The sequence below is a fragment of the Corynebacterium sp. HMSC035E02 genome (assembly GCF_001836065.1).
Classification (GTDB): Bacteria; Actinomycetota; Actinomycetes; order Mycobacteriales; family Mycobacteriaceae; genus Corynebacterium; species Corynebacterium hiratae.
Window position 1 is genome coordinate 21,092 of sequence record NZ_KV827350.1, and the last position, 26,417, is coordinate 47,508.

Here is a 26,417-nt window from a genome sequence, read left to right on the forward strand (position 1 = left end):
AGACCGAAAGTATTGAAGTAACACCTAATGTCGAGTCTCATCCCTACCTACGCCTCAAACCACATCGTTGATGGGTTGTCAGAGTACCTCACCACCACGTTTTCGCTGGCAGAGGATCTGACCTCCCAGCAACTGCGCGAGTTCCTCAACGATCCGCAGGGTGGCATGTTCTACGGGCCATATGTGCGCACGCGTTTGCCGTATGCGCCGGCAAGGTCGTGGGATGGGATTTTGGGTTGGTTGCCGTCAGGCTTTAAACCTTATCGCCACCAGGCAGAGGCGTTTTCGCGGTTATCGTCTTTTGATTACGACACGGGCAAGTCACGTCGGCCGTCGCCCACGTTGGTGGTAACCGGCACCGGTTCCGGTAAGACAGAGTCCTTCCTTTATCCGATTCTGGATCATTGTCGCCGTTCTAACGGCAGCGGAATCAAGGCGTTGATTCTGTACCCGATGAACGCGCTGGCGTCCGATCAGGAACGCCGTTTGGCCAAGTTGCTACATGCGGAGGCTGAGCTCGCCGGGGTGACGGCGGGTATCTACACCGGCGAGGTGGTGTCGGGTGGCCGTAGGAAGGCATCGAAGGATGGTTTGATTTCTGACCGTTCGGTGCTGCGCGATACCCCGCCGGACATCCTGTTGACCAACTACAAGATGCTGGACCAGTTGCTGCTGCGTGATCAGGACCGTGAGCTGTGGGAGAAGTCCGCGCGGTCTTTGCAGTACTTGGTGCTCGATGAGTTCCACACCTATGACGCGGCCCAGGGCACTGACGTGGCGATGTTGCTGCGCCGCCTCGGGTTGATGCTCAAGAAGTATCAGCCCGAAGGTTTCCTTTCGCCTGAGGATGAACAGCGTCCTTTGGGCAAGGTAACGCCGGTGGCGACCTCCGCAACGTTGGGGGGCAAGAGTGCCGAAGACACCCGAAGCGAAGGCGCGACCGAGAGTGGTTCCTCCGGTGCTGAGCCTGAAGCACCACAGGGCGATATGTTGTCGTTTGCTTACACGGTCTTCGGCGAGCAGATGCCTCCGGACGCTGTGGTCGGGGAGACGCTCATGACCGTGGAGGAGTGGCAGGCCACGGTCAGGCCATTGGTGGCGAAGCTGCGGGCCGTCGTTTCACACGACGAAGACTCGTCGGGCTCCGATTCTGCTGAAGTTATTCCGCCATCGACGCCGACACCTTCGGTGGAGGTGATGCAGAAAGTCGTTGATGAGGTTACGACTGCGGTTGCTGCTTCCAGCTCTGCTTCCGGTTCTCCTTCTGCTGATAGTGAAGACGCTGACGGGTCATCGTCATTTGATGTGGCGGTGTTTGAAGCGATGAGCCGGCACGTCTTCGGTTCTTCTTCGGACTTGGCTGATTCAGTTCTGGCGATGGCGGGCAATGAGTTGGTGTGCGCGATACTGCGTGAGGCAGCTACACCGGTGCCGTTGGAGCACGGTGAAGCCGGTGTGCCGGGTACCGATATTGCTGCGGTGGAACCGCTGGTATCCCGAGTATTCCCTGCCAGTGTGCTGCGCAGCCACCGTGAGTTGGCCGTGGAATTCTTATCCCTGATGTTGTCCTTCATCGCGTATGTGCGCGCGGAGCTCGGTGCAACGCTGGGCTGGGATGGAAAGAAGTTCCCCGGCGTGGAGCTGCACCTGTGGGTGCGCGAGATCTCCCGCATCGACAGGGCAGTGGCGTCATCATCACGCACCTCGGTGTTTAGGTGGTCTGATGATGGAGGCATGGGCGCGCACACGGTGCAGGCTGCAGGTGATGCGCCCAAGGCGTGGTTGCCGGCGATCTACTGCCGTCATTGCGGGCGTTCCGGATGGATGCTGGCGGAGCAGCCCGGTGGGGATACGTATGTAACCGCACCGCAGGAGATTCGCCGCATCGCTATTAGCGCACCGGAGCGCCAGCGCCCGCTCATTGATGCCACGAGTGAAGTCGCACAGGGCGTGACGCGCGCAGACGGCGAGAGCTCCCGCGTGGCGTGGTTGAACCTGGATTTGCCGGGCCTGACGCCTCAGGCGCCGGATGCGGAAACCATGGAGGAGTCCCCCGTGGTGCCGGTGCTGGTCTATTCCGGCGAGGATACAGAGGAGCGCGCGAAAGCGCAGCAGTGTCCGTCTTGTGGTGAAGACGATGCGATGCGCTTCTTAGGCTCCTCAGTGGCCACGTTACTGTCAGTAGCGCTGAGCAATCTCTTCGGTATGGATGATTTGGATTCCTCAGAGAAGAAGACTTTGGTCTTCGCTGACTCTGTGCAAGATGCCGCGCACCGTGCGGGTTTCGTGCAAAGCCGTGCGCGGGCCTTCGCGCTGCGTGCGCGTATTTGGCGAGCTGTTCGTTCTTTTGCTGACCCTGTCGCGTCTGCTGAATCAGATTCAACAGACGCGGATTCGTCGTCAAGCGCGGCGCTGTCCTCGCAGTGCTCACAGTCCTCACAATCTCCACAGGCCACCCTGTCCGCAGGCGTCCCGTTGTCTTCGGTGGCTTCGCGCATGGTGGAGCATGCGCGCGCGGAATCAGACCCGGCAGTAAGGTCGCGCGCACTCTATGAGTTGTTGCCACCGCAGCTGAAGGAGTCACCGCGCTACCGGGCGGTATGGGAAAAAGGCGCGGGTGCTGCGGAGCAGCGGCGAGCGTTGTCGGCGTTGCAGTCGCGCTTGGACTTGGACTTGGCGTTGCAGTTCGGTGACCGGGTGGATCTGCCGCGCTCGTTGGTGACGACAGGGACGCTATCGGTGTCTGTGGACGTGGATGATGCGGTGCTGCTGTCGGCAGCACGGTCGGTGGCAGGAACACTGGCCACGGATGCGGAGCTGCTGGCGTGGGCGCGCGGCGTGGTGGAGTACATGCGCATTGCCGGTGGCATTGCCCACCCGTGGCTCAAGGAGTACCTGCGCCAGGACTGCAACCCGTGGTTGCTTAACCGCCGTCAGGCTCGTGCCAAGGGAATACCTGCGTTTGTGCGCGGTGGTGCGCCGAAGTTCCCGCGTGCGGGTGCGGCGCTCAAGGGGGCGCTGGGCAAGCGCGATAACAACGCGACGATGCCGCTGGATTCCCAGAAGGGCTGGTACGCAAGGTGGACGAAGGCGGCGCTGGGGGCTTCGACAAGCAGTGTCTTCGATGCCGCCAACCAAGTAGCGGAGTTGTTCAAGCAGCTCGAATTTGAAGAAGTGGTCTCCTCCGTCCCCACCGCAACGGGCGGGCGCGTGTATATGCTATCTCCGGAGAACATCGTCGTGCGCGAAGAAGCTGAGCCCGGGCTGCTGGAGTGCCCGGTGTGCCACCTACGCGTGGGTGTGGATGCCGCGGCGCGTGAGGCAATGTCCTCGGTGGCGTGCTTTACGTTGTCCTGTACCGGGCACTTCGTGCCCGTGGGTGTGGAGGATAACTACTACCAGCAGCTCTACCGCACCACGAATACCCGCACAGTGGTGGCGGAAGAACACACAGGCCTGGTGCCCACGCCTAGGCGCAAGGAGCTGGAAGATGAGTTCAAGCGGCCCTTTGCTGAGCAGTCAGCCTCCGCGCCGAACGTGCTGGTGGCCACGCCGACGCTGGAGATGGGTATCGACATCGGTGACCTGTCCACGGTGATGCTCTCCTCCATGCCACACACGGTGGCCAGTTACGTGCAGCGCGTGGGCCGCGCCGGACGTTTGACGGGTAACTCGCTCATCGTGGCGCTGGTGCGCGGGCGCGGGCGTGCACTGACCACGCTGGAGCACCCGCTGGAGACCATCGCTGGTTCGGTGACAGCGCCCGCGGCGTATCTGTCCGCGCGCGATATTATGCACCGCCAGTTCGTGGCTTACCTGCTGGATAGCACTGATGTGGGGCGCTCGGTGGAGCAGCTGCGTAGTGCGCGCGATGTGTTTACGCACGCCAGCTACTCCGTGATTGATGCGCTGGTGGAGCTCTCATCCTCGGTGGTGTTGGCGGCCTATGAACGTTTTGCGGCTACGGTGGCACAGCATGCTTCGGCGGAAGTTCTGGAAGAGCTGCGCGGTTGGTGCCTGCCGGGGGAGGACGGTGCTTCGTCCGGCATGGTGGTGGACCTGCAGTCCGCACGTGAGCGTTGGGGTACTACGCAGAAGCTGCTGTTATCCCGCCGGGAGGTACTGAGCAAGCGCGTGACGGAGTTGAAGGCACGCGTGGAGGCCTCCGCGGTCGAGGATGAGGAGCTGAAGAACCAGTATGACGCCACGGTGGCCTCCCAGAGGTTTGTGCGCAAGCAGCTGGAGGACCACGCCGATGAGTACTGGATTAGCGCTTTGGAGCGCTTCGGGCTGCTGCCGAACTTCACGTTGTTGGATGATGCCGTGGAGTTCAACTTGGCTGTCTCCTCCTTCAATGAGGAGGTGCAGAAGTTTGAGACGGAAACCTATAGCTATAGCCGTGGGGTGTCCTCAGCGCTCACCGAGCTGGCGCCCGGCAATACCTTCTACGTGCAGGGCGTGGGCGCGAAAGTGGACTCGGTGGAGTTGGGGGAGCACCACTCGGCGCTGACACAGTGGCGCCTGTGCCCGGAGTGCTCCTACTCGGAGGCCACTGGTGCGGTGCTCTCTAGCGATGAGGACGTGGCCGTGGCCGCCCCGCGCGTGGGTGCGTGCCCGGAGTGTGGGTCCAAGGGCTTCGCGGATAGGAACCAGCTCATTGATGTGGTGGAGATGACCAAGGTCTATGCCACCGTGGACGCCGCACGCTCCGCCATCAATGACATCTCTGATGACCGCACCTCGCTTCGCTTCCAAACGCAGCTGAGCTTTGATGTGCCCGAGGGCGGGCGGGGTAAGGCCTGGTACCTGTCGGATTCCGGCTTCGGTATGGAGTACTTGGCGCACGTGGAGATGCGTTGGCTGAACTTGGGCCGTATGGGCGGTGGCAGCCCGCGTACCTTTGCGGCAGTAGAGCGCGAGGCGCCGCTGTTTCGCGTGTGTGAGCGTTGCGGGCACTTGGATTCCGATGTGGGTGCGAACCGTTGGCAGGATCATGCGCCGTGGTGCGAATACCGCAACGCGGCTGAGGAGCACTCCATTAGCTTTGCGTTGGGACGCAGCCTGGGAACGCAGGCGGTCCTGGTGCACCTGCCGGCGCTGCTGGGCATGGTGGAGTCCACCACGCTGCCCTCCTTGGTGGCGGCACTCAAGCTCGGCTTCAAGGAGTACCTGGGCGGCAACCCAGATCACTTGGATGTGGAGCCGGTGCGTGTGGATTCTGATGGCAGCCCGGTGGATATGCTGCTTATCCACGACACCGTGCCGGGGGGTACTGGTTACCTGGCGCAATTCACTGAGCCGGCGCATGTGCGTCAGATGCTGCTCGTGGCCTACCGCCGCTTGGCCTCCTGCCATTGCGCTGAGGAAGTGCGGCAGTGCTGCCCCTCCTGCCTGCTGCCGTTTGCGCGCAGTAGCCACATCCCGCAGACCTCCCGGGAGGCCGCGGTGGTGGCACTGCGCAAGATTTTGGCCGACGACCTCCATGTCTCTACCGATGCTGATCCCGCCGCCTTCACCTGGGAGGGGCATCTCACCGAAGAGCGCCCCGAGCGCAGTGAGCAGTCCAAGCTGGAGCAGCGCTTTGTGGAGCAGCTGCGCGCAGACTTGAAGGAGTGCGGTGCCACGGTGGTCGAATCCATGAAGGGGAACCATGCGCAGTGGGACGTCAGCTTTGAAGGCTCGCGCCACGATTGGGTTATGGAAGAACAGAAGCAGATTGGCGGCACCATCCCGGACTTCGTCTTCTCCACCCGCGATAACGCCATCCGTGACGTCGCTGTGTACCTTGATGGCGCCGCCTACCACGCGAGTGCGGTGCACAACCGCGTGAAGGATGACTTTGATAAGCGCAATGGGCTCTATGAGTTGGGCTATCTGCCGTGGTCGCTGACGTGGCAGGACATCGATGCCCGGCAAGCAACAGTGCGCAACGAGCCGGTGGAGCCGCCAGTGTGGGTGAGCCCGCAGCTGCGGTCGCCGTTGGCGAAGAAATATAATGCATCGCAAGAATTATTGAACCGCGTGGACGAGGATCCCATCACTCTGCTGCTCACGCTGCTTATGAAGCCGTTGGAGAATTGGGCGATTCTAAGCACGTCCGCCCTAGTGGAAGCATCTATGGGTGGTAAACAGCTGCCTGATGGCTTCGAGAAGACGTACCTCGGCACGGTAGCCGTCCGTGTAGGCGATGCGTATCGCCGCCTGCGTTTCGATGCCAGGAATGCCTCTGAAGATTTGGACGGTTGGCGGCTGTTCTTGGGCTTGAGCAACTTAGCCTATCTGGACCCTGACCTCGCACAGGTCGAGGTTGAGGACTCCGTGCTGGAGGACGTGGTGGCGCGCGATGCGCAGCCGACTGCTCCGCAGACCTCGGAAGATGCACTTGAGGGTGTGCCGTCGACTGTGGGCGAGCCCGTGGCTCCTAGTGAGATTTCGTCTCCGAGTACTCCTTCAGTGCCGGCAGGTTCTGCGGCAGAGACGGCGATTTCACCTGGCTGGGCTGAGGCACTGGAAGCCTTCGCCGACGAGCCGGAGGTGCACGCTGCGCTGCGTGCAATGGCCGCGGCAGAGCTTCCCGAGCCGGATGCTGATTCCATCGGTGGTGAGGTTTCCGGCATCCCGGTGGTAGCACAGTGGCCGCAGCAGAAAGTCCTGTTGCTCTTTGCTGAGGATGTTGAAGACCTGCGTGAAGACTTTGAGGCTGAAGGCTATGCAGTCTTCGGCGCTGATTTCGATTCTGTTCCCGATTCCCTGACCGCGGCGCTGAGCGCCTCCTGATCTGCTGATTTTTAAGAGAGGAAAGCAATGGCAACGAGCCTGTCCTTCTACCGCCGCATTGAGGACCGCTACAACTTGGGAAACCAGATCTTTGAGTTCTGCAACAAGCTGGTGGAGGATCCCACGAACCCTTCGCTGCACGTGGAGCCCATTAAGGATGCGGCGGATAAGCGAGTGCGCACCGCGCGGGTGAACCGCAAGTACCGCGCGGTGCTCTTCGAGCTGCACGATGGCAACGACACCATGTTCGTGCTCATTGACATTCTCAACCACGACGATGCCTATGCGCTCGCCACGTCGAAGACGCTGGTGGTCAATGAAGTCTCCGGAGTGCCGGCGCTCGTGGATGCCACCGCGCCGGGAGCTTCGGCGGCGATGTCGCAGGCGGAGATTGAATCGCGTGCCAAGCGCTTGGCGGCCGAGCAGCTCGCCGCCGAGGCAGCAGCTGCAGAGGCAGATTCTGCAGCGGGCTCTGCAGCAGAGTCTTCGGCTGCGCCGGCAGGGGATGCTGTGGGTTCTTCGGAAGCGGAGCCGTCGGCCACGCCTTCGGCGGATACTACTGATGACGGTGAGGACGTGCGGCCGTGGGATGTGGTGGGCGTCGCCAAGCAAAAGCTCACCGATGACCTAGGCCTGTCACCACAGACGGTAGCGGTGCTGGAGCAGGCCGCCACAGTCGATGAGGCCCTGAAGAAGTCGGAGAGCGCGCCGGATTGGGAACATCATGCAGTGGTTGGCCTGCTGTCAGGGATGAGCATTGCGGAGGTGCGCGAGGAACTGGGCTTGGACCTGGATAAGCCCGCAGCCGCTGATGCCAGCTCCGACAAGGCGCTGGTGGAAGGTATCAAGTCCCCAGCTGCCCGGATGGACTTTGCCATCGACCCCGGCGAAGAGGAACTGGCCGCGATCCTTAAGGGTTCTTTTGCCGAGTGGCGCGTCTTCCTCCACCCGAGCCAGCGCCGCGCGGTGGAAGCGGAGCACACTGGCTCCGCGCGCATCACTGGTGGTGCCGGTACCGGCAAGACCGTGGTGGTGGTGCACCGCACGAAGCATCTTCTGCAGAAGAATCCGAAGGCGCGCGTCTTTTTGACCACGTACACGCGTGAGCTAGCCAATGCTCTCAAGACGCAGATGAACGAGCTGTACCCGACCTTCCCGGAGGCCTCCGTGCATGGCGCGCCGGGGCTGTGGATCAGTGGCGTTGATGCGCTCGTCTTCGACGTGCTGGCGAATGCGCAGGCAACGGAGCGCGCCGCCGCGATGGCTGCGGTGCTCAACATTGATGCGGACTTCGTACCCCGTGGTTTGGATGGCGTGGAGGAAAAGCGGCAGTGGCAGGAGGCAGCCGAGCTTAAGGGTGGGTCCCTGCCGCGGGAGAAATCCCACCCGACGTTCCTGGCACAAGAGTATTCGGCGGTGATCCTCACGCAGGGGATTACCGATGAGAAGACCTATCTCCGCGCACGGCGTACCGGGCGTGGCACGCCGCTGACTCGTGCTGAGCGTAAGGCGGTGTGGGCGATTGTGGAGTACTTCCACGCGGCGTGCGCGTCCATTGGGAAGCTGACCTACGCGGCCGCAGCGGTGGTAGCCGCGCATATCGTGGAGCACCGTACCGGCACGGAGGGCATGTTTGATCACGTGCTCATCGACGAAGCCCAGGACTTCCACGCCGGCCACTGGAAATTCCTGAGGGCGGTGGCCAAGCATGGGCCGAATGACATTTTTATTGCGGAGGATTCGCACCAGCGCATCTATGGCCAGCGTTTGGTGCTGCGTGACTATGGGATTGAAACACGCGGGCGTGCTACGAGGAAGCTGCGGGTGAATTACCGCACGACCCGGCAGAATCTGGGCTATGCCACGGCGATTTTGGAGGGGACCGAGTGGATTGACTCGGAAGAGGATATCGACGATCTGCACGGCTACCGTTCGGTGCGCCAGGGCCCGGCACCGGTGGTGCTGAGCTCTGCTAGCAAGGCGGAGGAAGCTGAGGCTTTGGCCGCGCATATCCGGGACTGGACCTCCGGGGAGGAAGATGTCTCCATTGGTGTGCTGACCCGTACCAACCCTCGTAAGGATGAGATTGCCATGCAGCTCGGTGAGTTGGGCGTGGCCGTGAGTACTGGGCGGCGCACCTCCCGGGAGCGCCCGGTGGCGGTGATGACGATGCATAACGCCAAGGGCTTGGAGTTCACGCACGTCATCTTGCTGGATGTAAGCCGCGAGGCGCTGCCGCAGCGCTACCTCATGAAGGGCCTAGCGCCGGCCGAGGCCGACGAGGCGCTGCAGCGGGAGAGGGCTCTGCTTTACGTGGCGGCCTCCCGCGCCCGCGATGTGCTCGTGGTGAGCGTGGTGGGGGAGGCCTCGGAGTTGTTGCCGGGGTAGGTTAGTCGGCGTTTTGCTCCGCTTCTTTTCGCTAGAAGGAACTGCATCACAATCCTAGGAGACGTATGATGTCTTATGACTCCAATACAAAGGCGAATGGAAGGTTCCTGAACATGACTGCAAATACACAGCTCTTGCGCGGCGTGGTGCCACCGCTGCTGACCCCGTTTAATGAGGACTACTCCGTTGACACCGATACCCTCAAGCGCCAGGCAGAACGTCTTATCAAAGCTGGCGTTCATGGACTGTTCGTTCTCGGTTCTTCAGGTGAGGTAGCTTTCCTCACTCGAGAGCAGCGCAAGGAAGTCATCGCAACGGTGGTGGAACAGGCTCAAGGGCGCGTTCCGGTCATTGCCGGCGTGATTGACATGACGGCTCCGCGAGTAATCGAGCACATTGAAGATGCCGTCGCGCTCGGGGTGCAAGGGCTAGTTGCCACTGCGCCTTTTTATGTTCGTACTCACGATGTAGAAATTGCTGAGCACTTCCGACTTCTTCATGAAGCCGCGCCAGAGACCCCTATCTACGCGTACAACATTCCGGTCAGCGTTCACTCGGTGCTGGATATTGCTACTCTTATTTCTCTTGCCAAGGAAGGCGTTATTGCTGGCGTGAAGGATTCTGGCGGCAATGATGGATACACGCGTGCCTTGATTAGTGCCCGCAACAAGGCCGGGGTAACAGATTTTGTGGTCTTGACCGGCTCGGAAACTACGGTCGATTTTGCTTACCTGGCAGGCGCCGATGGCGTGGTACCTGGTCTGGGTAACGTGGACCCAGTTTCCTACGTGAAGCTGCATGAGCTCTTGGTTGACGGGGCGTATGCAGAGGCTGCGGAATTGCAGTCTAAGATTTGTGACCTTTTCACCATCGTTGGTGTTGGTGACGGCACGCGCATGGGCGGAAGCTCGCAGGGCCTCGGCAGTTTTAAGGCAGCGCTTCACCACCTGGGTGTCTTCCCGTCGGGGCTCATGTCCCGTCCGCATGTCGCTCTGAACGATGAGGAGCTGGCCAAGATTCATGAGATCGTCGATGCCGCTCACGTGATCGAGCCCTAATTCCCCTGAACTACGACGAAACGAGTGAAGAGTGACTAGTACGCTTGCGCTTGATGTCGGTGCAACAAAGATTGGTTGGGGCTTCGTGGCTGATGAAGACCCAACTCAAGCAGTAGCGCTGGGAAAGATACCTACCCAGCCAGCCGGGGCTTCACCACAGGAGCAGATCCAGAGAGCCATTCAGCTGGCTTTGGAGGAATCGGGTAGTACTCCGGCGCGAATCGGCATTGGTTCGCCAGGAGTCATTAGAGCTCCCGAAGGGCTCGTCACCTACAACGGAGACACCATTAAGAACTGGGCTGGCACCAACCTTCGCGAGGTCGCGAAAGAGGTTGTAGATCTCCCGTGTGCTGTTCATAACGATGTGAGGGTCTGGGCGTACGGAGAGCTAATGCTCGGAGCCGCGAGGGATTTTCAGTCAGGCAGAGTCCTGTACCTTTCGTTGGGGACTGGTGTCGGTGGTGCGGTAAGCGATAACGGGATTTTGCTTAGCGGACCTACCGGATCAGCTGGAGAGTTTTCGGAGCTCTTGTGTGCTGATTTCCGGGGCTTTGCGGACCGCGCCGAGAACATTATGAGCGGCAATAGCCTGGCTGCGTATTACGAAGAATTTTCTACGAACCCGGCGAGCGAGCGGGTGCAGTGGAAGGAACGGGCCCAGTTAGCGGCTCCCCTCGAAAAGGTCGTGGAAAGAATGAACCAGGGAGATGAGCTCGCTTCCCGGATTATTCGAGGCAATTCCTATGGCCTTGGCCGCGCGGTGGCTGGTCTTGTTTCAGGGCTCGATCTCGATGCCGTTGTCTTAGGCGGCGGTGTGTGCCAGATTGGGGCCGCTGTCGAAGAACCATTCCGTCAGGCCATAGAGGATTTCGCGTTGAAGCCGAATCGCTCCGTTGCAGTTCAGGTTACTGAATCCCCGGCGACAGCCCCGTTAGTAGGCGCAGCGGCCTTTGCTCGAGATAACGCTTTTTAGCAACGTTTATCTGCGATTTATCCAGAGGAGGGCTCAGGCATATGTTTAGGTATAAGAGTAGTGAACTGGCGGACCGCCGAGAAGAAGTTCACGACATGATTCGAAACTCGGTGATTGTCTCGGTGCAAGCGCCAGATGGTCACCCAATGCGCGATACCCACACCTTGACGCATGTCGCTCGTGCGTGTGTTGAGGGCGGAAGCCGCGCAATCCGGTGTGGCGGGTATGGCGGCATTGAGGATGTCGAGGCAATCGCAGCCGCAGTAGATGTACCAGTTTTCGGTCTGACAAAGGAGGGGAGTGAGGGGGTTTATATCACCCCTACCGTTGAGTCCGTACGCCAATTGGCTGAGGCAGGTGCAGCTGTTATCTGTGCGGATGCTACGGATCGCCCTCGGCCTGATGGTTCAAGCTTTTCCGACCTTGTCGCGGAGTGTCACCGACTTAATGTTCTGTCGATGGCTGACTGTTCTACCCCGGAAGAAATGCAGCGGGCCCACCAAGCGGGGGCGGATATAATTTCAACGACGCTGGCAGGCTATACAGAGTTCCGGACCAAGACCGAAGGCCCGGATCTTGAATGCTTGGCAGAGGGGCGACGGCTTTGTGGTGAGGATGCTTTTGTGATCGGCGAAGGCAGGTTTGCCTCGCGCGATGATGTGGCTGCAGGAAAGCGCGCCGGTGCCGACGCAATCATCATTGGCACTGCCATTACAGATCCTGCGTGGATTACGCGGAGCTTTTATAGCTGACGCGGACTGTCACAGCGAAGTCAGTAGGGGCTCGTAATGCCTGAGCACAGACCCTTGGTACTTCTTGAGGTCATTGTTCTGTAGAGCATCGATGATGTCTTGATGTGCGCGAACTGTTCTGCTTAAGTCCTGGGGTTCTTCCAATTTGCGTAATGGAATGACGTTCATGTGCACTTGCCAGAAGGCATCATTGAGCTCACGGATAATCGGGTTGGCTACTTCTGAAAGCAGAACCTGATGAAACTCCCGATCCTCTTCGGCAAAGTTGAGACCTTGCTCCCGCTTGGCTGACATCTTTTCGACGATGGCGCTCAACTGATCTAGCTTCGAGGGGTCGGGTTTGGTTGTGATTTCTTGTCCGATAGCTAGATCAATTGCCTGCCGAATCTCCACCACGTTACGAAGTGTTTCAAGGTTGTCATCAGCGTCGAGAGTCGCTCGAAAAATGAGGCCTTGAACTAAGGCCTTGAGTGTCGTGCTGGAAACAAAGGTTCCTGTTCCGTGCCTGACTTCGACGATATCTAACGTCGTCAGGATCCTGATCGCCTCGCGGACGGAGGAGCGAGAGAAGCCGAGTTCCGCACAAAGCTCTGATTCTGTTGGCAAGTTGTCCCCAGGCTTGAGGGCGTTGTCCCGAATGAATTGTTTGATGCCTTCGACAGCCTGTTGTGTGGTTGAGGCAGGGCGATGTTTGGCTTCGCTGAATCCCCACGTTCCGGTGTCCACTGGTTTCCCTCTTTTCTGGTCGAACCATCTTAAGCCTCCCACCTCGGCTGGATTTATGAAAAATGAAAGCTGCTGGGGGAGAAATCCTTCACACTGATGGGCAAAAGATAGACGGCTTTATCTTAAATCCTTTCACACATCAGACGTCTGATGTATTGTATCTTTCAACATGCTTTGTTGCACAGACGAATCGGAGAGTGATTTAGCTCTCTGCAATGAAAGCCCTGAAGGGAAGGTCAAATGCAATCGTTCGGAACACTCAACTGGATAGTTCTGATCCTCTATCTCCTGGGAATGCTTCTTGTCGGCGCTTATTTTGCGCGTAGGGCCGGCAGTGACCAGGAAGAATTCTTCAAAGCGGGCGGCAGGGTTCCTGGCTGGGCAGCGGGATTTTCTATCTATGCCACGACGCTGTCTGCCATCACATTCATGTCGACGCCGGAAAAGGCATATCTGACTGACTGGGCCTACTCGGCTGGAAACCTCGCAATTTTTGCGATTGTTCCAATCTTGATTGGTTACTACGTCCCGTTCTTTAGGAAGCTGGATGTCACGACGGCCTACGAATACCTTGAGGAGAGGTTCTCCGTTGTCCTCCGAGTTCTTGGCTCGCTCCTCTTCGTTCTGTATCACGTTGGGCGCATCGCCATCGTTATCTATCTGCCAACATTGGCGATTACGTCGGTGGCAGATATCAACCCGCTGGTTGTCGCTGTATTTGTAGGCGTTCTTTGCGTTGTGTACACCTTCCTGGGAGGTATGGAAGGCGTGATTTGGTCTGATGTGATTCAGGGTATCTTGCTGTTGGCTGGCGCTGCAGTGGTAGTGCTGACGGCCATGGCTATGACTCCTGATGGATTTAGCGGTGCTGTGGTTAACGCTGCTGAAGAAGGGAAATTCTACTCAGCGGACAACTTCACCACGAATGCAGTCTTCTCCTCGATACCATTCATCTTTATCGGAAATGTATTGAACAGCTTGCACCAATACACCTCTTCTCAGGACGTCGTTCAGCGCTACCAAACGACTCCTACGATTCAAGCGACGAAGAAGTCCCTCATCGTCAACGGAGTTCTGGCGCTGATAACTATTCCGCTGTTCTACGGAATGGGAACGGCTTTGTATAACTTCTACGAAGCGAAGGGTGGACTGCCTGAAGGAGTCAACACTTCTGCTGTAGTGCCGTATTTCATTCTTTCGGAGCTGCCTGCAGGCATTGCCGGACTATTGATTGCTGCCATCTTGGCGGCTGCGCAATCGACTATTTCTTCTTCGCTCAACTCGACTTCCGCGTGCGTTGTCGTAGATATCTATAACCGCTTCTCGGCAAAGGAAGCGTCGGTTACTTTCTCTCGCCTAGTCATCATCATCGCCGGAACCTTCGGGTTGGCCGTCGCGCTGTATCTCATCATCACCAACCAGTCGGACCTGTGGGACCTGTTCCTCGCGATTACCGGTCTTTTTGGAGTTCCGCTTACTGCGGTATTTGTCTTGGGTATCTTTACGAAGGCCGCAAATTCCAATGGCGTTCTCATTGGGCTCATTTGCGGAGCGATTGCAGCGTACTTTGCTGGAAAGCTGGACCAGGGGCCATTCTTGGTCTCGATCGTTGCCTTTGCAGGAACTCTTGTTATCGGCTACTTGGCATCCTTCATGTTCCGGAAACCTGATGAGCACGACATCACAGGGTTGACCATCTATGGCAAGAACCTTGAGTACATGCGTCGTAGTACGGTATAAATCTGTTCTTTCACCGTGCTGAGGGGGCAGAGCTAACTTACACCTCGGCGCGGTTATTAGCCTCTAATCAATAATAGATTCCCTGCGACCGAAGGAAATCCAAGTAAGTGGAGCAGTGAACTCCTAATGCGGCAGCCGCGTCAGGGAGCTTGACTCTGTTGACTCTGCGCGGTTGGGATTTCTCATCGGTAATGATTGAGAGCTCTCGGGCATGGGCAGAGGCCACGAGCCATGAGTCCGCAGCATCATTGAGAAATTCTTGTACTGCCGCTTCTTCGAACTGAGGCTCACGCTCGAAAGCGACCCATGTAGACAGGAGACGGTATGACTCAACCTCGGCATTGTCTACGTGCAGAATTTGGTCATGAGGGACAAAGTCCTGGAACCACTCTGATACGAAATCTTTTCTCCGCTCCAGCTCTTCTTGAACGGTGTCATGAAAGAAAAACGTTTGAGTTGTCACGAAATTCTCGAAAGACTCCCAATAGCTTGGAAAAACGTCGCGGGGATACACTCGAACCGCGTTGATAACGATATTGGAATCGATGAGGTAGCGCGTCATGTCAGTCCCTGGTAGTGGTCAACCAAAGCCTCTATAGTGCTGATTTTCTTGATTCCAAGCTGACGGGATGCTTCGCGTTCGCCGATTCTGCCTTCGGTGAGCGCTCCGGTGACCGCTTCGAGAAAGCGCCCGCCCAGACGGGAACGCAGACCGAGAGCGAAGTCGCCGCCGCCAGACTGCCTTGTTGTCGCGGGGCGTGGAGATTCCTGGAGGAATCGCTGACCAGCTTCACGGGGGAGTACACCATTACCTACGAGGATCCATACTGTGACGTCGCGGCTTACGCCGAAAGTCTTGTACGCCCACCGGCACACTGCTTCCAAGTCTTTGGTTTCGGACCATTGTTTGAGCGTGTCCTTGGTAGAGACAAGCAGCTCTGCGGCGAATTGATTGCACCAACGTTCGACGGCGCGCTGGTTGAAAGGACCACCGGAAACTCCTTGCTCGCCTAGAAGAACGTGTCCGAACTCGTGGGCCAAGCTAAACAGTTTTCCTACACCAGAGTCCGCACCGTTGATGAAAATGAGGCCGTGAGAATTTCGGATCAACGTAAAACCACGGAACTCATCAGCATCAAGTTTCTGGTGAGTGTTATTGCCCACGATGGAGCTACGCATGACCAAAATCCCGGTGCGCTCAATGGCATCAGCGAGGGTTGCCACGCGATCTCGGCTTCTTTCTTGCTTACCCGGACCCCAGTCCAGTAGACCGTACGCCCACTCCGTAGCTTGAGATATAGGAGTATACGTAGAAAAACGGCCGATAAAGCTAGGTGCCGGAATGCCGTTAGCAAGGGCATCTTCCGCGTACCACTCTAGGCGCCGCTCGCAGGCATAAATCGTCTGTTCAAGGGCTGGGCTGAATTCGGACAACGGAGAGCTTCCGGGGGTCCTGAAGTCAGGAAGCTTAGGGGTGCGTTTGAGAGGTTCTTCGAGAAGCAGGTAGCCAAAAGGGATTCCCGCAAGCTTGGCTAGTTTCTGAGCTTGTCTGAACGTTGGGGTGCTTTCACCTACTAGCCAAGAGCGCAAAGAACGGAAGTCAGATTTCTTTTCCAGCTCATTAATCGGGAGCCGTGTTCTCTCAACAGCCCATTCGAGGACAGGAGGGGACATCGGAACGCGGACGGTCATAGCCCCTCCTTTTGTTACGTACTGTGCAGCTAGTTGAATGTTAAAGGCAAGTTTAGAGGAGGATCGGCGACGAGGGCTCGCAGTATGGTCTCCAAGCTCAGTGGATGGTTTGCATTCTTCTGTGATGAGCTGTTTCGTTTGCTGATCCTGAAATTGGTGGGCGAGTGAAAAGTCCCACCTAAAGTATGTAAAACTAGAAGATGCGCCGAGAGGCTCTATCCTCACGGACGCATCACAACGGTAGGTAGCTGGCTTGCACTTAGCGCTTAACGGCCAAAGTTCTGTACGGCGTACAGCTTGCCCTCGGGGGTGGTGGCCAGGCCGATGCCGACGGACTTTGCGCGCGGGTCAAGCAGGTTCTTGCGGTGGCCCGGGGAGTCCATCCACAGCTGTACCAGGCGGGCATCGCTGTAGTCGGTCCATGCCTGGAGGACGTTCTCGCCGCCAGCCGGCAGATTGGCGGGGTAGTAGGTCCAGTAGTTCGGGCGGTGGCGGGTGACGCCATCGCGGCTGAGGGTGTTGGCCCAGTCCTGTGCCAGGTTGGTCAGGTTGGCATCAACGCGCAGCGGAGCGAGGCCGTTGGCCTTGCGGTGTGCATTAGTTTGATTAATGAGTCCCTGGACGCTCGCGGAGGTAGAGGGTGCCTGCGCAACTGGGCCAGCGGCGGCTGGGGTAGCAACGCCGAAGGAAGCCGGATTGAAGGCGCCGAAGGAACTACCAGCCTGAGCAGGGGTGTTAACGGAACCTGCGAAGAGTGCAGCGGCTGCTGCGACCGGAGCAATAATCTTCGTGGTGGTGCGTCTAAGCTGAAGGCGGAACATTGTGGTTCCCCTTTCTATGTTGGGCCTTATCGGCGGTGTGAATCCCGCATGGCGTGCGGTTGTTTTCGCCTAAGATTAAAGCTCGTTGCGCCCTGGAAATCCTAACTGACCAGTGGCTTTAAGGATTTCACTTAGGTTTGCGACGCTTCTCGCCCCAGTTCTAAGGTTCTTTTGGCTTTCGGGCTCTTTTTGCCTGAACTTGCATAGTTTGGGCCGAAAACTACGTCGATCGGGGGTGACGATTGGGGGTGGTCGCTCAGGGTCACATTCTCACATCCTGGGGTTTTGGTTGATGACGGGTCAACTATGTCCAAAACCTTGGGTGTTTCTATGGAAATTTATGGATTCTTCCTGGGGATGGATAATTTGCACTTATGTGTCGTGGATTGAGGAGAAGGGGCTGAGCTAGACCGCTGGGTAAGGCTGGCTGTTAGGCTCGGGCGGCATGGGACTTTTTGATGCTCCGCTGCTTTTCGACGGCGGCCTCGGAACCCTTCTTGAAGCCCAGGGACACGACATCTCAGGCCCGCTGTGGTCAGCGCGAGTGCTGCGTGAGAACCCCGCGCTTATTGAATCTGCTCATGCTGAGTTCTTCGCCGCTGGTGCCCAGGTGGCCACCACGGCTTCTTATCAAGTCACTTTCGATGCTTTAGACGAGGACGCGGAGGCGCTTCTGCGCCGTAGTGTTGGGGTGGCTCGTGGGGTCGTCGATAAGCACAGTGCCCAGCCTGGCTTGCTGGTCGCCGCATCCATTGGCCCCTATGGTGCGGGGCCGGGGAGAGGTACTGATTATGACGGGGCCTATGGCCTTACCCGCGGTGATCTGCAGCGCTGGCATGCCCGCAGGGTAGCGGTGCTCGCGGATACGGACGCGGATTTCCTCCTTGCAGAAACCATCCCCAACGTTGATGAGGTCGCAGCGTTGCTGGAACTTCTTTCGGATCAACCCAAGCCCTTTGCGCTGAGCATTACCGGTGCCATTGCTGCTGACCCTGCGAAGCTATCGCGCGTTATCGAACTGGCTCAACAGGCACCGCGGTTGGGTGCTATAGGTGTGAACTGTGTGAGTCCTTCGCAGGCGCTCGCGGTGGTGAAGACGCTTCGCGCAGGAACCGATAAGCCGCTGCTGGCTTGTCCTAACAGCGGTGAGTCCTGGGATTACGGTGTCCGCGACTGGCGGCCGGCTCCTGCCGAAACGATGAGCCTGCCCGAGGCTGCTGTGGAACTGCGCGCGGCTGGGGTCAGCCTGCTGGGTGGTTGTTGCCGCGTGGGTCCTGCTGGGATTCGGCAGATACGCGAAGCTGTCCCTGTAGAAAGCAAATAACAAACGCTGAGACAATCCCTCTGCTGTGGGGATACAGTATTCCTATGAAAAACTTTCGATTTCTCGCCGCAGGCGCTGCGCTACTCGTTGCGTCTCTCACCGTGCCCGCCGCCAACGCTGAGCTGACCCAGACTGAGCGGGACCAGTTCCGCACTGATCCCGTCGGGGCGATTGCCTGGCAGGCTATCAAGGGCTCCTCGGAATACGTGCGCGCCGATGGCAACACCATGATGGCTGCGTCCTTTTTCTCCATGACGAGGCCGGGGCAGGACATCGGCCTGCCCGCGCTGCAGAACTGCGCTGAGCGCGTCGGTTCTTCCGCATCGGAAGGCGGCGTGCGCTACGTGGCGGCCGCACTGTGTGCAACCTTTGAGCCCAATGCCCGTGGCGAAGTGCAGCGCGGCGAGTTTGGCTACGCGCCGCTGCGTTAAGCGCGCAGCGTGCATTGGGTAGCGCGTGGCATGCTTAAGGAGGATTGATGCGCAAGCACGTTGTGGTTATGGGAGTCTCGAGCTGTGGCAAGTCTACGGTAGGGGAGTTGTTGGCACAACGCACTGGCCTGCCCTTTCGGGATGGGGACGATATGCACCCAGCGGCGAACATCGAGAAGATGGCCTCGGGGCAGGCTCTCAATGACCTCGACCGACAGCCCTGGCTCGAATCCATTGGACGTTTCCTTGCGGAGCACGAGGATGGAGCCATCGTCGGTTGCTCTGCGCTCAAGTACTCCTACCGCGAGATCATTCGTGCCGCAGCGCCGGACACAGTTTTTGTGCATTTACACGGCTCTTATGAGCTGCTCAAGGATCGTATGAGCCATCGCGTCGGGCACTTCATGCCCGTGTCCCTGCTTGATTCGCAGTTCGAGACGCTGGAGGACCTGCGCCCAGAAGAAGCAGGGCTGGTGCTGGATGTCAGCGCCGCGCCGGAGGAGCTGGCCGCCGAGGCGGCGCAGTACCTCCAGAGCTAGCTGTAGCTACAAGACTTTCCCGCTTGGTGTTGAGGCATCGCGGGGCCGCCCTTCGCGCTCACACAACCCGACCCCGCCCTTCGCGCTCACACAACTCGACCTCCGCCCTTCGCGCTCACCGTGAGCGTTAGGAGGCTGCTCCACGGGTTGCCGGTGAGCGCGAAGGGAGGTGTCCGCCAGGGGACCCTGCTCTGTTCTGACTTGAGCCGCATTAGTGCCGAAAACAACTACCCAGACGCTGAACCCGCAGACCGCATTGTCAAGGGTGGCTGGGTCTTCAGCACTCGATAGTGAGTTAAGTCGGGCTCGTGCTACGTGCCCGCACCCTTTGCGCTCACCGTGAGCGTTAGGAGGTTGCCGAGCGGGCTGCCGGTGAGCGCGAAGGGAGGTTTGCGCGAAGCGAGGTGTTCGCGCTAACTGCAACGAGCTAAGAAGTGGCTACAGTAAGGCGGCGGCGCCGTAGAAGATAAGGACAATGCCGAAGCCGATTGAGGAAATCAGCGCTTGGTTTACCGTCCAGGTCCGCAGTGTGGTCGATACGTCCATGCCCATGAGCCGGCCGACGAGCCAGAAGCCCGAGTCATTGACGTGGCTGCCAAAGACGGAACCTGCCGCGGTGGCAAGCGTGATGAGGACCAGCTGGATTTCCGTGAAGCCGCCTGCCTCCACGGCGGGCACCATGAGGGCTGCGGCCGTGGTGAGGGCAACGGTGGCTGAGCCCTGTGCCAGGCGCAGAGCTACCGCGATGAGGTAGCAGGCCAGGATGACGGGGATGCCGAGTCCGGACATGGAATCCGCCAGCGCGTCACCGATGCCGCTGGTGCGCAGCACCCCGCCGAACATGCCGCCGGCACCGGTGACGAGGATGACGGAACAAATCGGACCGAGCGAAGACTCCACGGTCTTTTCGATGGCGCTCTTGCTTTCCCCGCGGCGCAGGCCCAGCACGGCCATCGCCGCAAGAGTGGTGATCAGCAGGGCGATCGGGGTCTGGCCTAAGAAAATGAAGAAGCGCACCCATGAAGCAGCGGGGTCGACGAGGCCAGCGGTGCCCAGCGTGGTTAGCCCGGTATTGCCAAAGATAAGCACCATGGGGATGAACAGGATGCTGAGAACTGCGAACGGGGAGGCTGGGCGCGCCGGCAGTTCCGCTTCGCTCACCAGCGCGCCGGTGACCGCTTCCTCAAGGCGGTAGGGGTACTTCTTTCCTAGGTGGAGCCCGAAGCGGTAGCCGGAGAGATACCACGTGGGCAGCGCGACGAGGAGACCGAAGATAAGGATGAGGCCGATGTTCGCGCCGAAGAACTCACCAGCCGCGACAGGCCCCGGGTGCGGTGGGACGAAGACGTGCATGACGGAGAAAGCACCAGCGGCGGGGATGCCGTAGGCCAACACTGGGCCATCGAGGCGCCGGGCGACGGCAAAGATGACCGGCAGCATCACCATGAGACCCGCGTCGAAGAAGATGGGAAAACCCATGATGAGGGAGGCCACGCCCAGCGCCAGGGGCGCTTTGTCTTCGCCGAAGAGTTTCACGAGGGCGTCGGCAAGCGTCTTGGCACCGCCGGAGGTCTCCGCCAACCGCCCGATCATGGCGCCCAGGCCCACCAGCAAGGCCACGGAACCCAACGTCGATCCGAAGCCGCTCGTCATGGTGGGCACCACGCCATCCAGTGGGATGCCGGCGGCCAACGCAGTCAGCGCGGAGACCGTGACGAGGGTGACGAAGGCGTGCACCTTGAAGTAGATGACAAGGACCAAGATGACCGCAATTGCAGCCGCGGCGATGCCGAGAAGTGGTCCTGTCGTAAGTGTGGGTTCCCACGTATCCATGACATTCATGGATGCTGATTTTACTAATGCAACGTGCGGTGATCTAGGGACTACACCCCGAGGGCCGGGCCCACCGTGGCCCAACTGATGGCCAGCTCACGTCGGAACAGCCCCCACGTGTGGCGTCCTTCCGGAAGCTCGTAGTAATCGAGATCCACGCCAGCTGCGGTGGCTTGCTTGGCGTAGTAGGAACTGCACCAATAATCCAAGCGCTCATTGAGGCCTAGTGCCGGCAGCGGTGAGTCCTCAATGTCGACATCAAAGTCCGCCGGGCCACCGCGTGAGACGATGACAAACGTCTTCCTGCCGTGCTGCTTATCGAGGTTGAGAACCGGCGAATGCCGAGCCCACGCCGGATCCCACGGCGCACCAAAGGAGCGCGCCGGGTCCGTGCCGTAGAACGCCGCGCTGACCCACGCGAAGCCTTGCGCGACAACTCCCGTGGTCGAGGGGCAACCGGAGATGGAACCGGCTACCTTGAACCGCGGATCATAGGTGGCAAGTTCGAGTGCTGGGCCGCCAGAGTTGCTCACGCCCGCGATGCCGTCGGTACCGTTGCCGTGAAACTCGGCGTCGATAAGCTGCGGGAGCTCCTTGGTCAGGTAGGTGGCCCACTTGTACTTTCCGTGCATGTCGTGCGGCTGGGCCCAATCGGACATCATTGAGCCATAAGCACCGCGCGGCGAGACAACATTGACCTGCTTGTCCTGGAAAAACTCGGAGGCTCCTCCGCCGTCCCACCACAGTGCGTCCTCGCCTCCTCCGGCGCCACCGAGCAAGTAATAGGTCGGGCGGGGCTGAGTATTCTCCAATCCACCCGGCGGGAGAATGATGTCGTTGGTGATGACGCGGTCCATGGATGGTGAGTAGGCCTTGAACTGCCACACGTTGTCCTGGATGTGCTGCAGCTCGCTCAGCTGTGCCGGCGCGGCGGTGGCCGGTGGGCGCGTGGCTTCCGGCGCCACGACGGGAATCTTTAACAGCTGGAGTAGCGGTCCCCATACGGCAAAGATATTCTCCGCGAAGAGCACAGGCGCCAACGGGCCCAGCGCAATGGGATCGAGAGCAGAAGAGTGCTGATCAATGTCTGCGACCTCGCTGCTCAGCGAGTCTGCTGAGTGTGCGGAATCAACTGAAGACTGCGCGTGTGCGAGATGAGTGTGGGGAGGAGAAAGAATCAGCCCCACCGAAAGAATGCCCGCGAGCGCGGTGCGAGAGGAAAGCATTATCTCAGAATATCCAACAAACATTGCATCGACTGCATTAGTGTATTAGTACATAACAGCGCTAGTGGGGCTGGGCGCTCCAAACCGGAGAAACGTAAACCCCCGACCGCATGGGGGCGGTCGGGGGTTTACGCACTCTCTCGCAGCCGGACTAAGCGCCGGCGTGCTGCACACTCGTTATGTAGAGGAGGGGGCTGTTATTTAGAACAGGCCCTCAGCCTTCTTGCCGGTGTCCTTGACGGTGATCTCGCGGGAATCAACGTTCTGGTCGTTGTGGGTGGACTTGTCACCGTCGAGGCGGGAAATCTGGGTGACCTCGATGTAGTTCTTCAGGCGGCCTTCCTTGGTGTTGCCGTCGCCGAAGTCCAGGTTGGCAACGCGAGCGGACTCGCCAGCGTTAATCGGGTTGGCCAGGGTGACCTCGAAGGAGCGGGTGGAGGTCTTCTCGTCGAAGCCAAGGTCGCGGATGTGCGCACCATTGGAGGAACGCGGGGTGATCAGGCGGTCAACACCCTTCGGGCCCTCAGCGGTCTTGACGTCAACGCGGTACTGAACTGCCGGGTAGTTGCCGTAGTAGCGCTCGGTGCCGACGTTCTCCAGGCGGAGAGCAACGGTGCCTGCGAAACCTGCGTGCTTAGCGCCAGAGGTGGTCAGAACCGGCTTCAGGTCCAGCTTCTGCTTAGCCTCATCGGTCTTGCCGTTCTCGACGTCCTCCTGGACCTTCTTGTCGGCTTCCTCTTCCTTCTTGCCTTCGGCCTCGGAGACAACCTTCTCCTCCGGAGCAACCTCGTTGTCCTTGATGACCTCAGCGTCAGCCTCCGGGGACTTCTCCTCCTCAACAACCTTCGGGTCGTTGACGTCGGTGGTGTTCTGAGCGTCCTTGTTCGGAGCGTAGGAATCAGCGATGTCGTCGTAGAGCTTGACGCGAACCTCGTTCTTCATCGGCTGCATTGCGGACCAGAAGGTCGGGGTGGACCAGGTGCCGTTCGGCTTGCAGTACTGCTGGGTACCGGTCATGTTCAGAACGCGGAAGCCGTAGGTGGCCTCACCGGTGTGGTTCGGCGGAACATCGTACGGGCCGATGGACTGGCCAGCCTCCCAGGACAGGGAGTAGGACGCGGAGGCGCCGAGCTTGGTGGCGATCTGGTGGGAGATGCCGAAGGAGCCCTCGGAGTTCTTGCCGGAGCCCTTGCCGCCCGCGTTCATGGAGGTGGTCTCAGTGCGGTCACCGTTGACGGACAGGGTGATGGACTGGGACTTGGACAGGTCCTGCTGCAGCGGGATGTCCTTCTTGGTCTGGTTGGTGGTGGAGATGGTGCCTGCCGGCATGAAGTTATCGGTCACCTTGTAGACCACGGTGCGGTGGTCCTCCCACGGGTTGCAGACCGGACGCGGGTTGAGCACGTTGGCCTTCATGTGGTCGGAGCCGTGGCTGGTGTGGACGATGGGGAGCTTGGCGTTGACGGCCGGGGTCTCCGGGTAGGACTCGGTGTGGGTTGCTGCGGATGCAGCCGGTGCGATGAGGGCGGTGCCCGCAATCGCGAGGCCGGCGATGAGGCCGGCGGTACGACGACGCTTGGTCATGGTTGTTCTCCTGGATGAAAAAGTTTGGGGCAATATGGTGACGCACTGTGGTGGCGCTGCGTATGCGCTGTAGCGCTCAGTGCGTGACGTGAAGCAACGATAAGGTGACTTTCAGGATCGCGCACCCTAAGGATTGTTTATATTTTTGGAGAGCGAAGTATATTTCGATAGGGTGACGCGAAGGTGAACAATTGGCTAAGAAATTTGCGCCGACCTTGGTTTTGTCCAACTAGACCGTATTCTGGGAAAACGTCTCTTTGACCATTTGGCCACAAACTAAAGAATGACCCCATACGGGGTAGGAAAAGGTTGCGTGCAGCGCTTATTGCCAGGCCATTTTTAGCCCCAGAGGTGCGCGCGGGATTGCATGCAGGCCCGCGGCTTACTTAAAAAATTCTTAGGGATGGCGCGTTAATCTTCTTCAATTTCCGGATCTTCGGCGCGCGCTTGCTCGAACACCTCAGCCGCTGCGCGCAGGTTAATGATGCCGATGATGAGGCCCACCACGATGTCCGGCCACGGGCTTGCCCACACCAGCATGAGTAGGCCGGCGCCGAGAATGAGGATATTGGCGGCGACATCATTGCGTGCCGCCAGCCATGCGCCGCGCGTAAGCGCGCTGCCGTGGCGAAGTTGTATGAGCAGCACCGCGCAGAGCAGGTTGATGAGCATCGCTGCCACGGCCGTGCCCGACAACGTAAGTGGCTCAGGTACGGCGCCGGTGATGATCTTCCATATCGCCATGCCATAGGACGCCAACGCCGGAATCAGGATCAGCCCGGCTAGGCCATAGCTTGCTTTGCGACGTCCCTCCGCCGACCACCGCAGCGCGAGCAGGACGAGCGCATTGATGAGAAAGTCCTCGAGGAAGTCGGCGGCGTCAGCAAACAGTGCCGCCGAGCCGATGATGGAGGCGATGATGAACTCGCCGAAGAATCCGAGGAGGTTCAGCGCGGCGACCCAGGCGACAATGCGCCGGGCGCGCGCGTTCAGGGTAGAGGAGGAGAGTTCTTGAGACACGGCACCTGAGCTTAGTGGGCTGAGGTGCCGTGTCCCAACCTATTTTTCTTATGAGGGGTTGTGCATTAGTCGACGATGGTGACGTCGTCCTCGCGGCGGTGCTTCTCGCCAGCGAAGCCGCCGAAAGCGGTGATAAGGGCGGTGGCAGCCAGGATGATGATTCCTGGTGTGGAACTGGGGTGCTCGTTAGAGGCGTTCAACGCGGTAGCGAGGAAGGGGAGCAGGCCTGCCACTGCAGACGCGATGTTCGCGGAAATTGCTACACCGGAATAGCGGACGTTGGCCGGGAAGACTTCCGAAAGGAGAACGCCGGAGACGGAGTAGGTGATGGTGACCAGGGAAAGCCCGATGCAGACGGCGAGCGTGAGTAGTACGGCATTGCCGGTATCGATCATTGCCCACAGTGGCCACGACATGATGGCAGTGGCAAGACCGCCGTATCCGATGAGGCGGCCGGGGCCAATCTTTTCGCCGATGCGGCCGAAGATGATGTTGATGAAGATCTGGCATACGGCGCCAAGGAGGGTGGCATTAACAACGGTCTGGCGTTCGAAGTCCAGCGTGGTTGTGGTGTAGGAGAGGACATAGGTGCTCATGACGAAGAAGCCGCCGATGCCGAGGAAGGCGGCCGCGGAAGCAAGGCACAGTTGTGGGAAGTGCTGCGTGAAAAGTTCCTTCAGTGAGCCTTGGTGCGCAGCCTCGTCGGCCTCAGCTTCCTCTTCGAGGGCTTTGTAGACAGGAGATTCTTCAGCCTTTGTGCGAATCCACAGTGCTACTCCAAGGAAGGGGAAAGCGATGAGGAAGGGAACACGCCAGCCCCAGGAGCTCACCGCGTCATCGTCAAGCATGAGCACAAGCGCGAAGGCGCCGGAGGAGAGCAGTGTGCCGGCGGGGGAGCCGATCTGCACGAAGGCCGCGTAGCGGCCGCGCTTTTCAGCCGGTGCGTGTTCGATAGCCATGGTCGTTGCACCGCCCCATTCGCCGCCGACGGCGATTCCTTGAAGCAGGCGCAAGATGACGAGAGCGATGGGTGCCCAGATGCCAATGCTGTTAAAGGTGGGCAGAAGGCCGATGATTCCGGTGGCCACACCGATGACAACGATGGAGATGATGAGTGCTGGTCGGCGGCCCATCTTATCGCCAATCTGGCCGAAAATAACGGCTCCGAGTGGACGTGCAAGGAAGCCCACGCCGAAAGTGGCGAGCGAGGCCAGGGTGGCGCCGGTGCCCGACATTCCCGAGAAGAAGAGTTCGTTGAAGACGAGTGCTGCGGCGGTGCCGAAGAGGAAGAAGTCGTACCACTCGAGGGCTGTGCCAACGAACGCGGAACTGGCGATACGGAAGACATCTTTTGACTCGACCTTGATTTGCTCGGGGTCAGATTGGACCGGGGCAGCCGGGGGTGGATTGGTAGTCATATCCAGGTGCTCCTTGTGTGAAGTGCGTTACCTTTCCTGGAAACGATAGGTGTAGGTCACCTGAAGGGGGATGTTCTGGCAGCATTTATATGCATCACCCCATCGACTGGGCGGC

Annotated in this window: 18 protein-coding genes; 9 read left to right on the forward strand and 9 right to left on the reverse strand. The window is 59.3% G+C overall.

The window, feature by feature from the left end:
• Positions 1-27: 27 nt before the first annotated feature.
• The 5 genes from HMPREF2635_RS08070 (at position 28) to HMPREF2635_RS08090 (ending at position 11,948) form a co-directional block, all read left to right on the forward strand.
• Positions 28-6,777, forward strand: coding sequence for a DEAD/DEAH box helicase (locus HMPREF2635_RS08070; RefSeq protein ID WP_070821548.1), 6,750 nt, complete (start codon positions 28-30; stop codon positions 6,775-6,777).
• Between the two features lie 27 nt (positions 6,778-6,804).
• Positions 6,805-9,165, forward strand: a complete 2,361-nt coding sequence (locus HMPREF2635_RS08075; RefSeq protein ID WP_070821549.1) for a 3'-5' exonuclease — start codon at positions 6,805-6,807, stop codon at positions 9,163-9,165.
• 113 nt (positions 9,166-9,278) lie between these two features.
• Positions 9,279-10,223 (forward strand): dihydrodipicolinate synthase family protein, encoded by a 945-nt coding sequence (locus tag HMPREF2635_RS08080; RefSeq protein ID WP_070821591.1) that lies wholly within the window; start codon positions 9,279-9,281, stop codon positions 10,221-10,223.
• 85 nt (positions 10,224-10,308) lie between these two features.
• Positions 10,309-11,196: an ROK family protein gene (locus HMPREF2635_RS08085; RefSeq protein ID WP_246824865.1), complete on the forward strand. Its 888-nt coding sequence runs from the start codon at positions 10,309-10,311 to the stop codon at positions 11,194-11,196.
• A 41-nt stretch (positions 11,197-11,237) separates the two neighbouring features.
• Positions 11,238-11,948 carry an N-acetylmannosamine-6-phosphate 2-epimerase gene (locus tag HMPREF2635_RS08090; RefSeq protein ID WP_070821551.1) on the forward strand — a complete coding sequence of 237 codons (711 nt, stop codon included), beginning with the start codon at positions 11,238-11,240 and terminating at the stop codon, positions 11,946-11,948.
• Between the two features lie 9 nt (positions 11,949-11,957).
• On the opposite strand, the gene HMPREF2635_RS08095 is transcribed toward HMPREF2635_RS08090, so the two are convergent.
• Positions 11,958-12,674, reverse strand: a complete 717-nt coding sequence (locus HMPREF2635_RS08095) for a FadR/GntR family transcriptional regulator (RefSeq protein ID WP_070821552.1) — start codon at positions 12,672-12,674, stop codon at positions 11,958-11,960.
• Between the two features lie 240 nt (positions 12,675-12,914).
• On the opposite strand from HMPREF2635_RS08095, the gene HMPREF2635_RS08100 reads away from it, so the two are divergent.
• The gene (locus tag HMPREF2635_RS08100) at positions 12,915-14,414 is read left to right on the forward strand and encodes a sodium:solute symporter family protein (protein ID WP_070821553.1); all 1,500 of its coding nucleotides are present in this window, start codon (positions 12,915-12,917) and stop codon (positions 14,412-14,414) included.
• A 67-nt stretch (positions 14,415-14,481) separates the two neighbouring features.
• Here HMPREF2635_RS08100 and HMPREF2635_RS08105 read toward each other — a convergent pair whose 3' ends face one another.
• The 3 genes from HMPREF2635_RS08105 to HMPREF2635_RS08115 form a co-directional block, all read right to left on the reverse strand.
• Entirely contained in the window at positions 14,482-14,976 is a 495-nt protein-coding gene (locus tag HMPREF2635_RS08105) for a DUF4411 family protein (RefSeq protein WP_070821554.1), read from the reverse strand.
• On the reverse strand, positions 14,973-16,106 hold the full coding sequence (locus HMPREF2635_RS08110) for an ImmA/IrrE family metallo-endopeptidase (RefSeq protein ID WP_070821555.1): 1,134 nt from the start codon (positions 16,104-16,106) through the stop codon (positions 14,973-14,975). Before HMPREF2635_RS08110 ends, HMPREF2635_RS08105 begins: the two co-directional genes overlap by 4 nt.
• Before the next feature lie 266 nt (positions 16,107-16,372).
• Positions 16,373-16,927, reverse strand: coding sequence for a CAP domain-containing protein (locus HMPREF2635_RS08115; RefSeq protein WP_070821556.1), 555 nt, complete (start codon positions 16,925-16,927; stop codon positions 16,373-16,375).
• Positions 16,928-17,372: 445 nt separating this feature from the next.
• Between HMPREF2635_RS08115 and mmuM the strand changes: the two genes are divergently transcribed.
• The 3 genes from mmuM to HMPREF2635_RS08130 are packed head-to-tail and all read left to right on the forward strand — an operon-like array spanning position 17,373 to position 19,221.
• Positions 17,373-18,251 (forward strand): homocysteine S-methyltransferase, encoded by an 879-nt coding sequence (mmuM, locus tag HMPREF2635_RS08120; RefSeq protein WP_070821557.1) that lies wholly within the window; start codon positions 17,373-17,375, stop codon positions 18,249-18,251.
• Positions 18,252-18,295: 44 nt separating this feature from the next.
• Positions 18,296-18,682, forward strand: coding sequence for a hypothetical protein (locus HMPREF2635_RS08125; RefSeq protein ID WP_070821558.1), 387 nt, complete (start codon positions 18,296-18,298; stop codon positions 18,680-18,682).
• A 47-nt stretch (positions 18,683-18,729) separates the two neighbouring features.
• A complete protein-coding gene (locus HMPREF2635_RS08130; protein WP_070821559.1) occupies positions 18,730-19,221 on the forward strand; it encodes a gluconokinase in 492 nt (163 codons plus the stop codon).
• Positions 19,222-19,659: 438 nt separating this feature from the next.
• On the opposite strand, the gene HMPREF2635_RS08135 is transcribed toward HMPREF2635_RS08130, so the two are convergent.
• The 5 genes from HMPREF2635_RS08135 to HMPREF2635_RS08155 form a co-directional block, all read right to left on the reverse strand.
• Entirely contained in the window at positions 19,660-21,054 is a 1,395-nt protein-coding gene (locus HMPREF2635_RS08135) for a GntP family permease (RefSeq protein ID WP_070821592.1), read from the reverse strand.
• Between the two features lie 50 nt (positions 21,055-21,104).
• The gene (locus HMPREF2635_RS08140; RefSeq protein WP_070821560.1) at positions 21,105-22,280 is read right to left on the reverse strand and encodes an alpha/beta hydrolase; all 1,176 of its coding nucleotides are present in this window, start codon (positions 22,278-22,280) and stop codon (positions 21,105-21,107) included.
• Positions 22,281-22,481: 201 nt separating this feature from the next.
• Entirely contained in the window at positions 22,482-23,864 is a 1,383-nt protein-coding gene (locus HMPREF2635_RS08145) for a hypothetical protein (protein WP_070545273.1), read from the reverse strand.
• A 411-nt stretch (positions 23,865-24,275) separates the two neighbouring features.
• Positions 24,276-24,884 carry a cation efflux transmembrane domain-containing protein gene (locus HMPREF2635_RS08150; RefSeq protein ID WP_070821561.1) on the reverse strand — a complete coding sequence of 203 codons (609 nt, stop codon included), beginning with the start codon at positions 24,882-24,884 and terminating at the stop codon, positions 24,276-24,278.
• Between the two features lie 65 nt (positions 24,885-24,949).
• Positions 24,950-26,302 carry an MFS transporter gene (locus HMPREF2635_RS08155; RefSeq protein WP_070821562.1) on the reverse strand — a complete coding sequence of 451 codons (1,353 nt, stop codon included), beginning with the start codon at positions 26,300-26,302 and terminating at the stop codon, positions 24,950-24,952.
• Positions 26,303-26,417 lie beyond the last annotated feature (115 nt).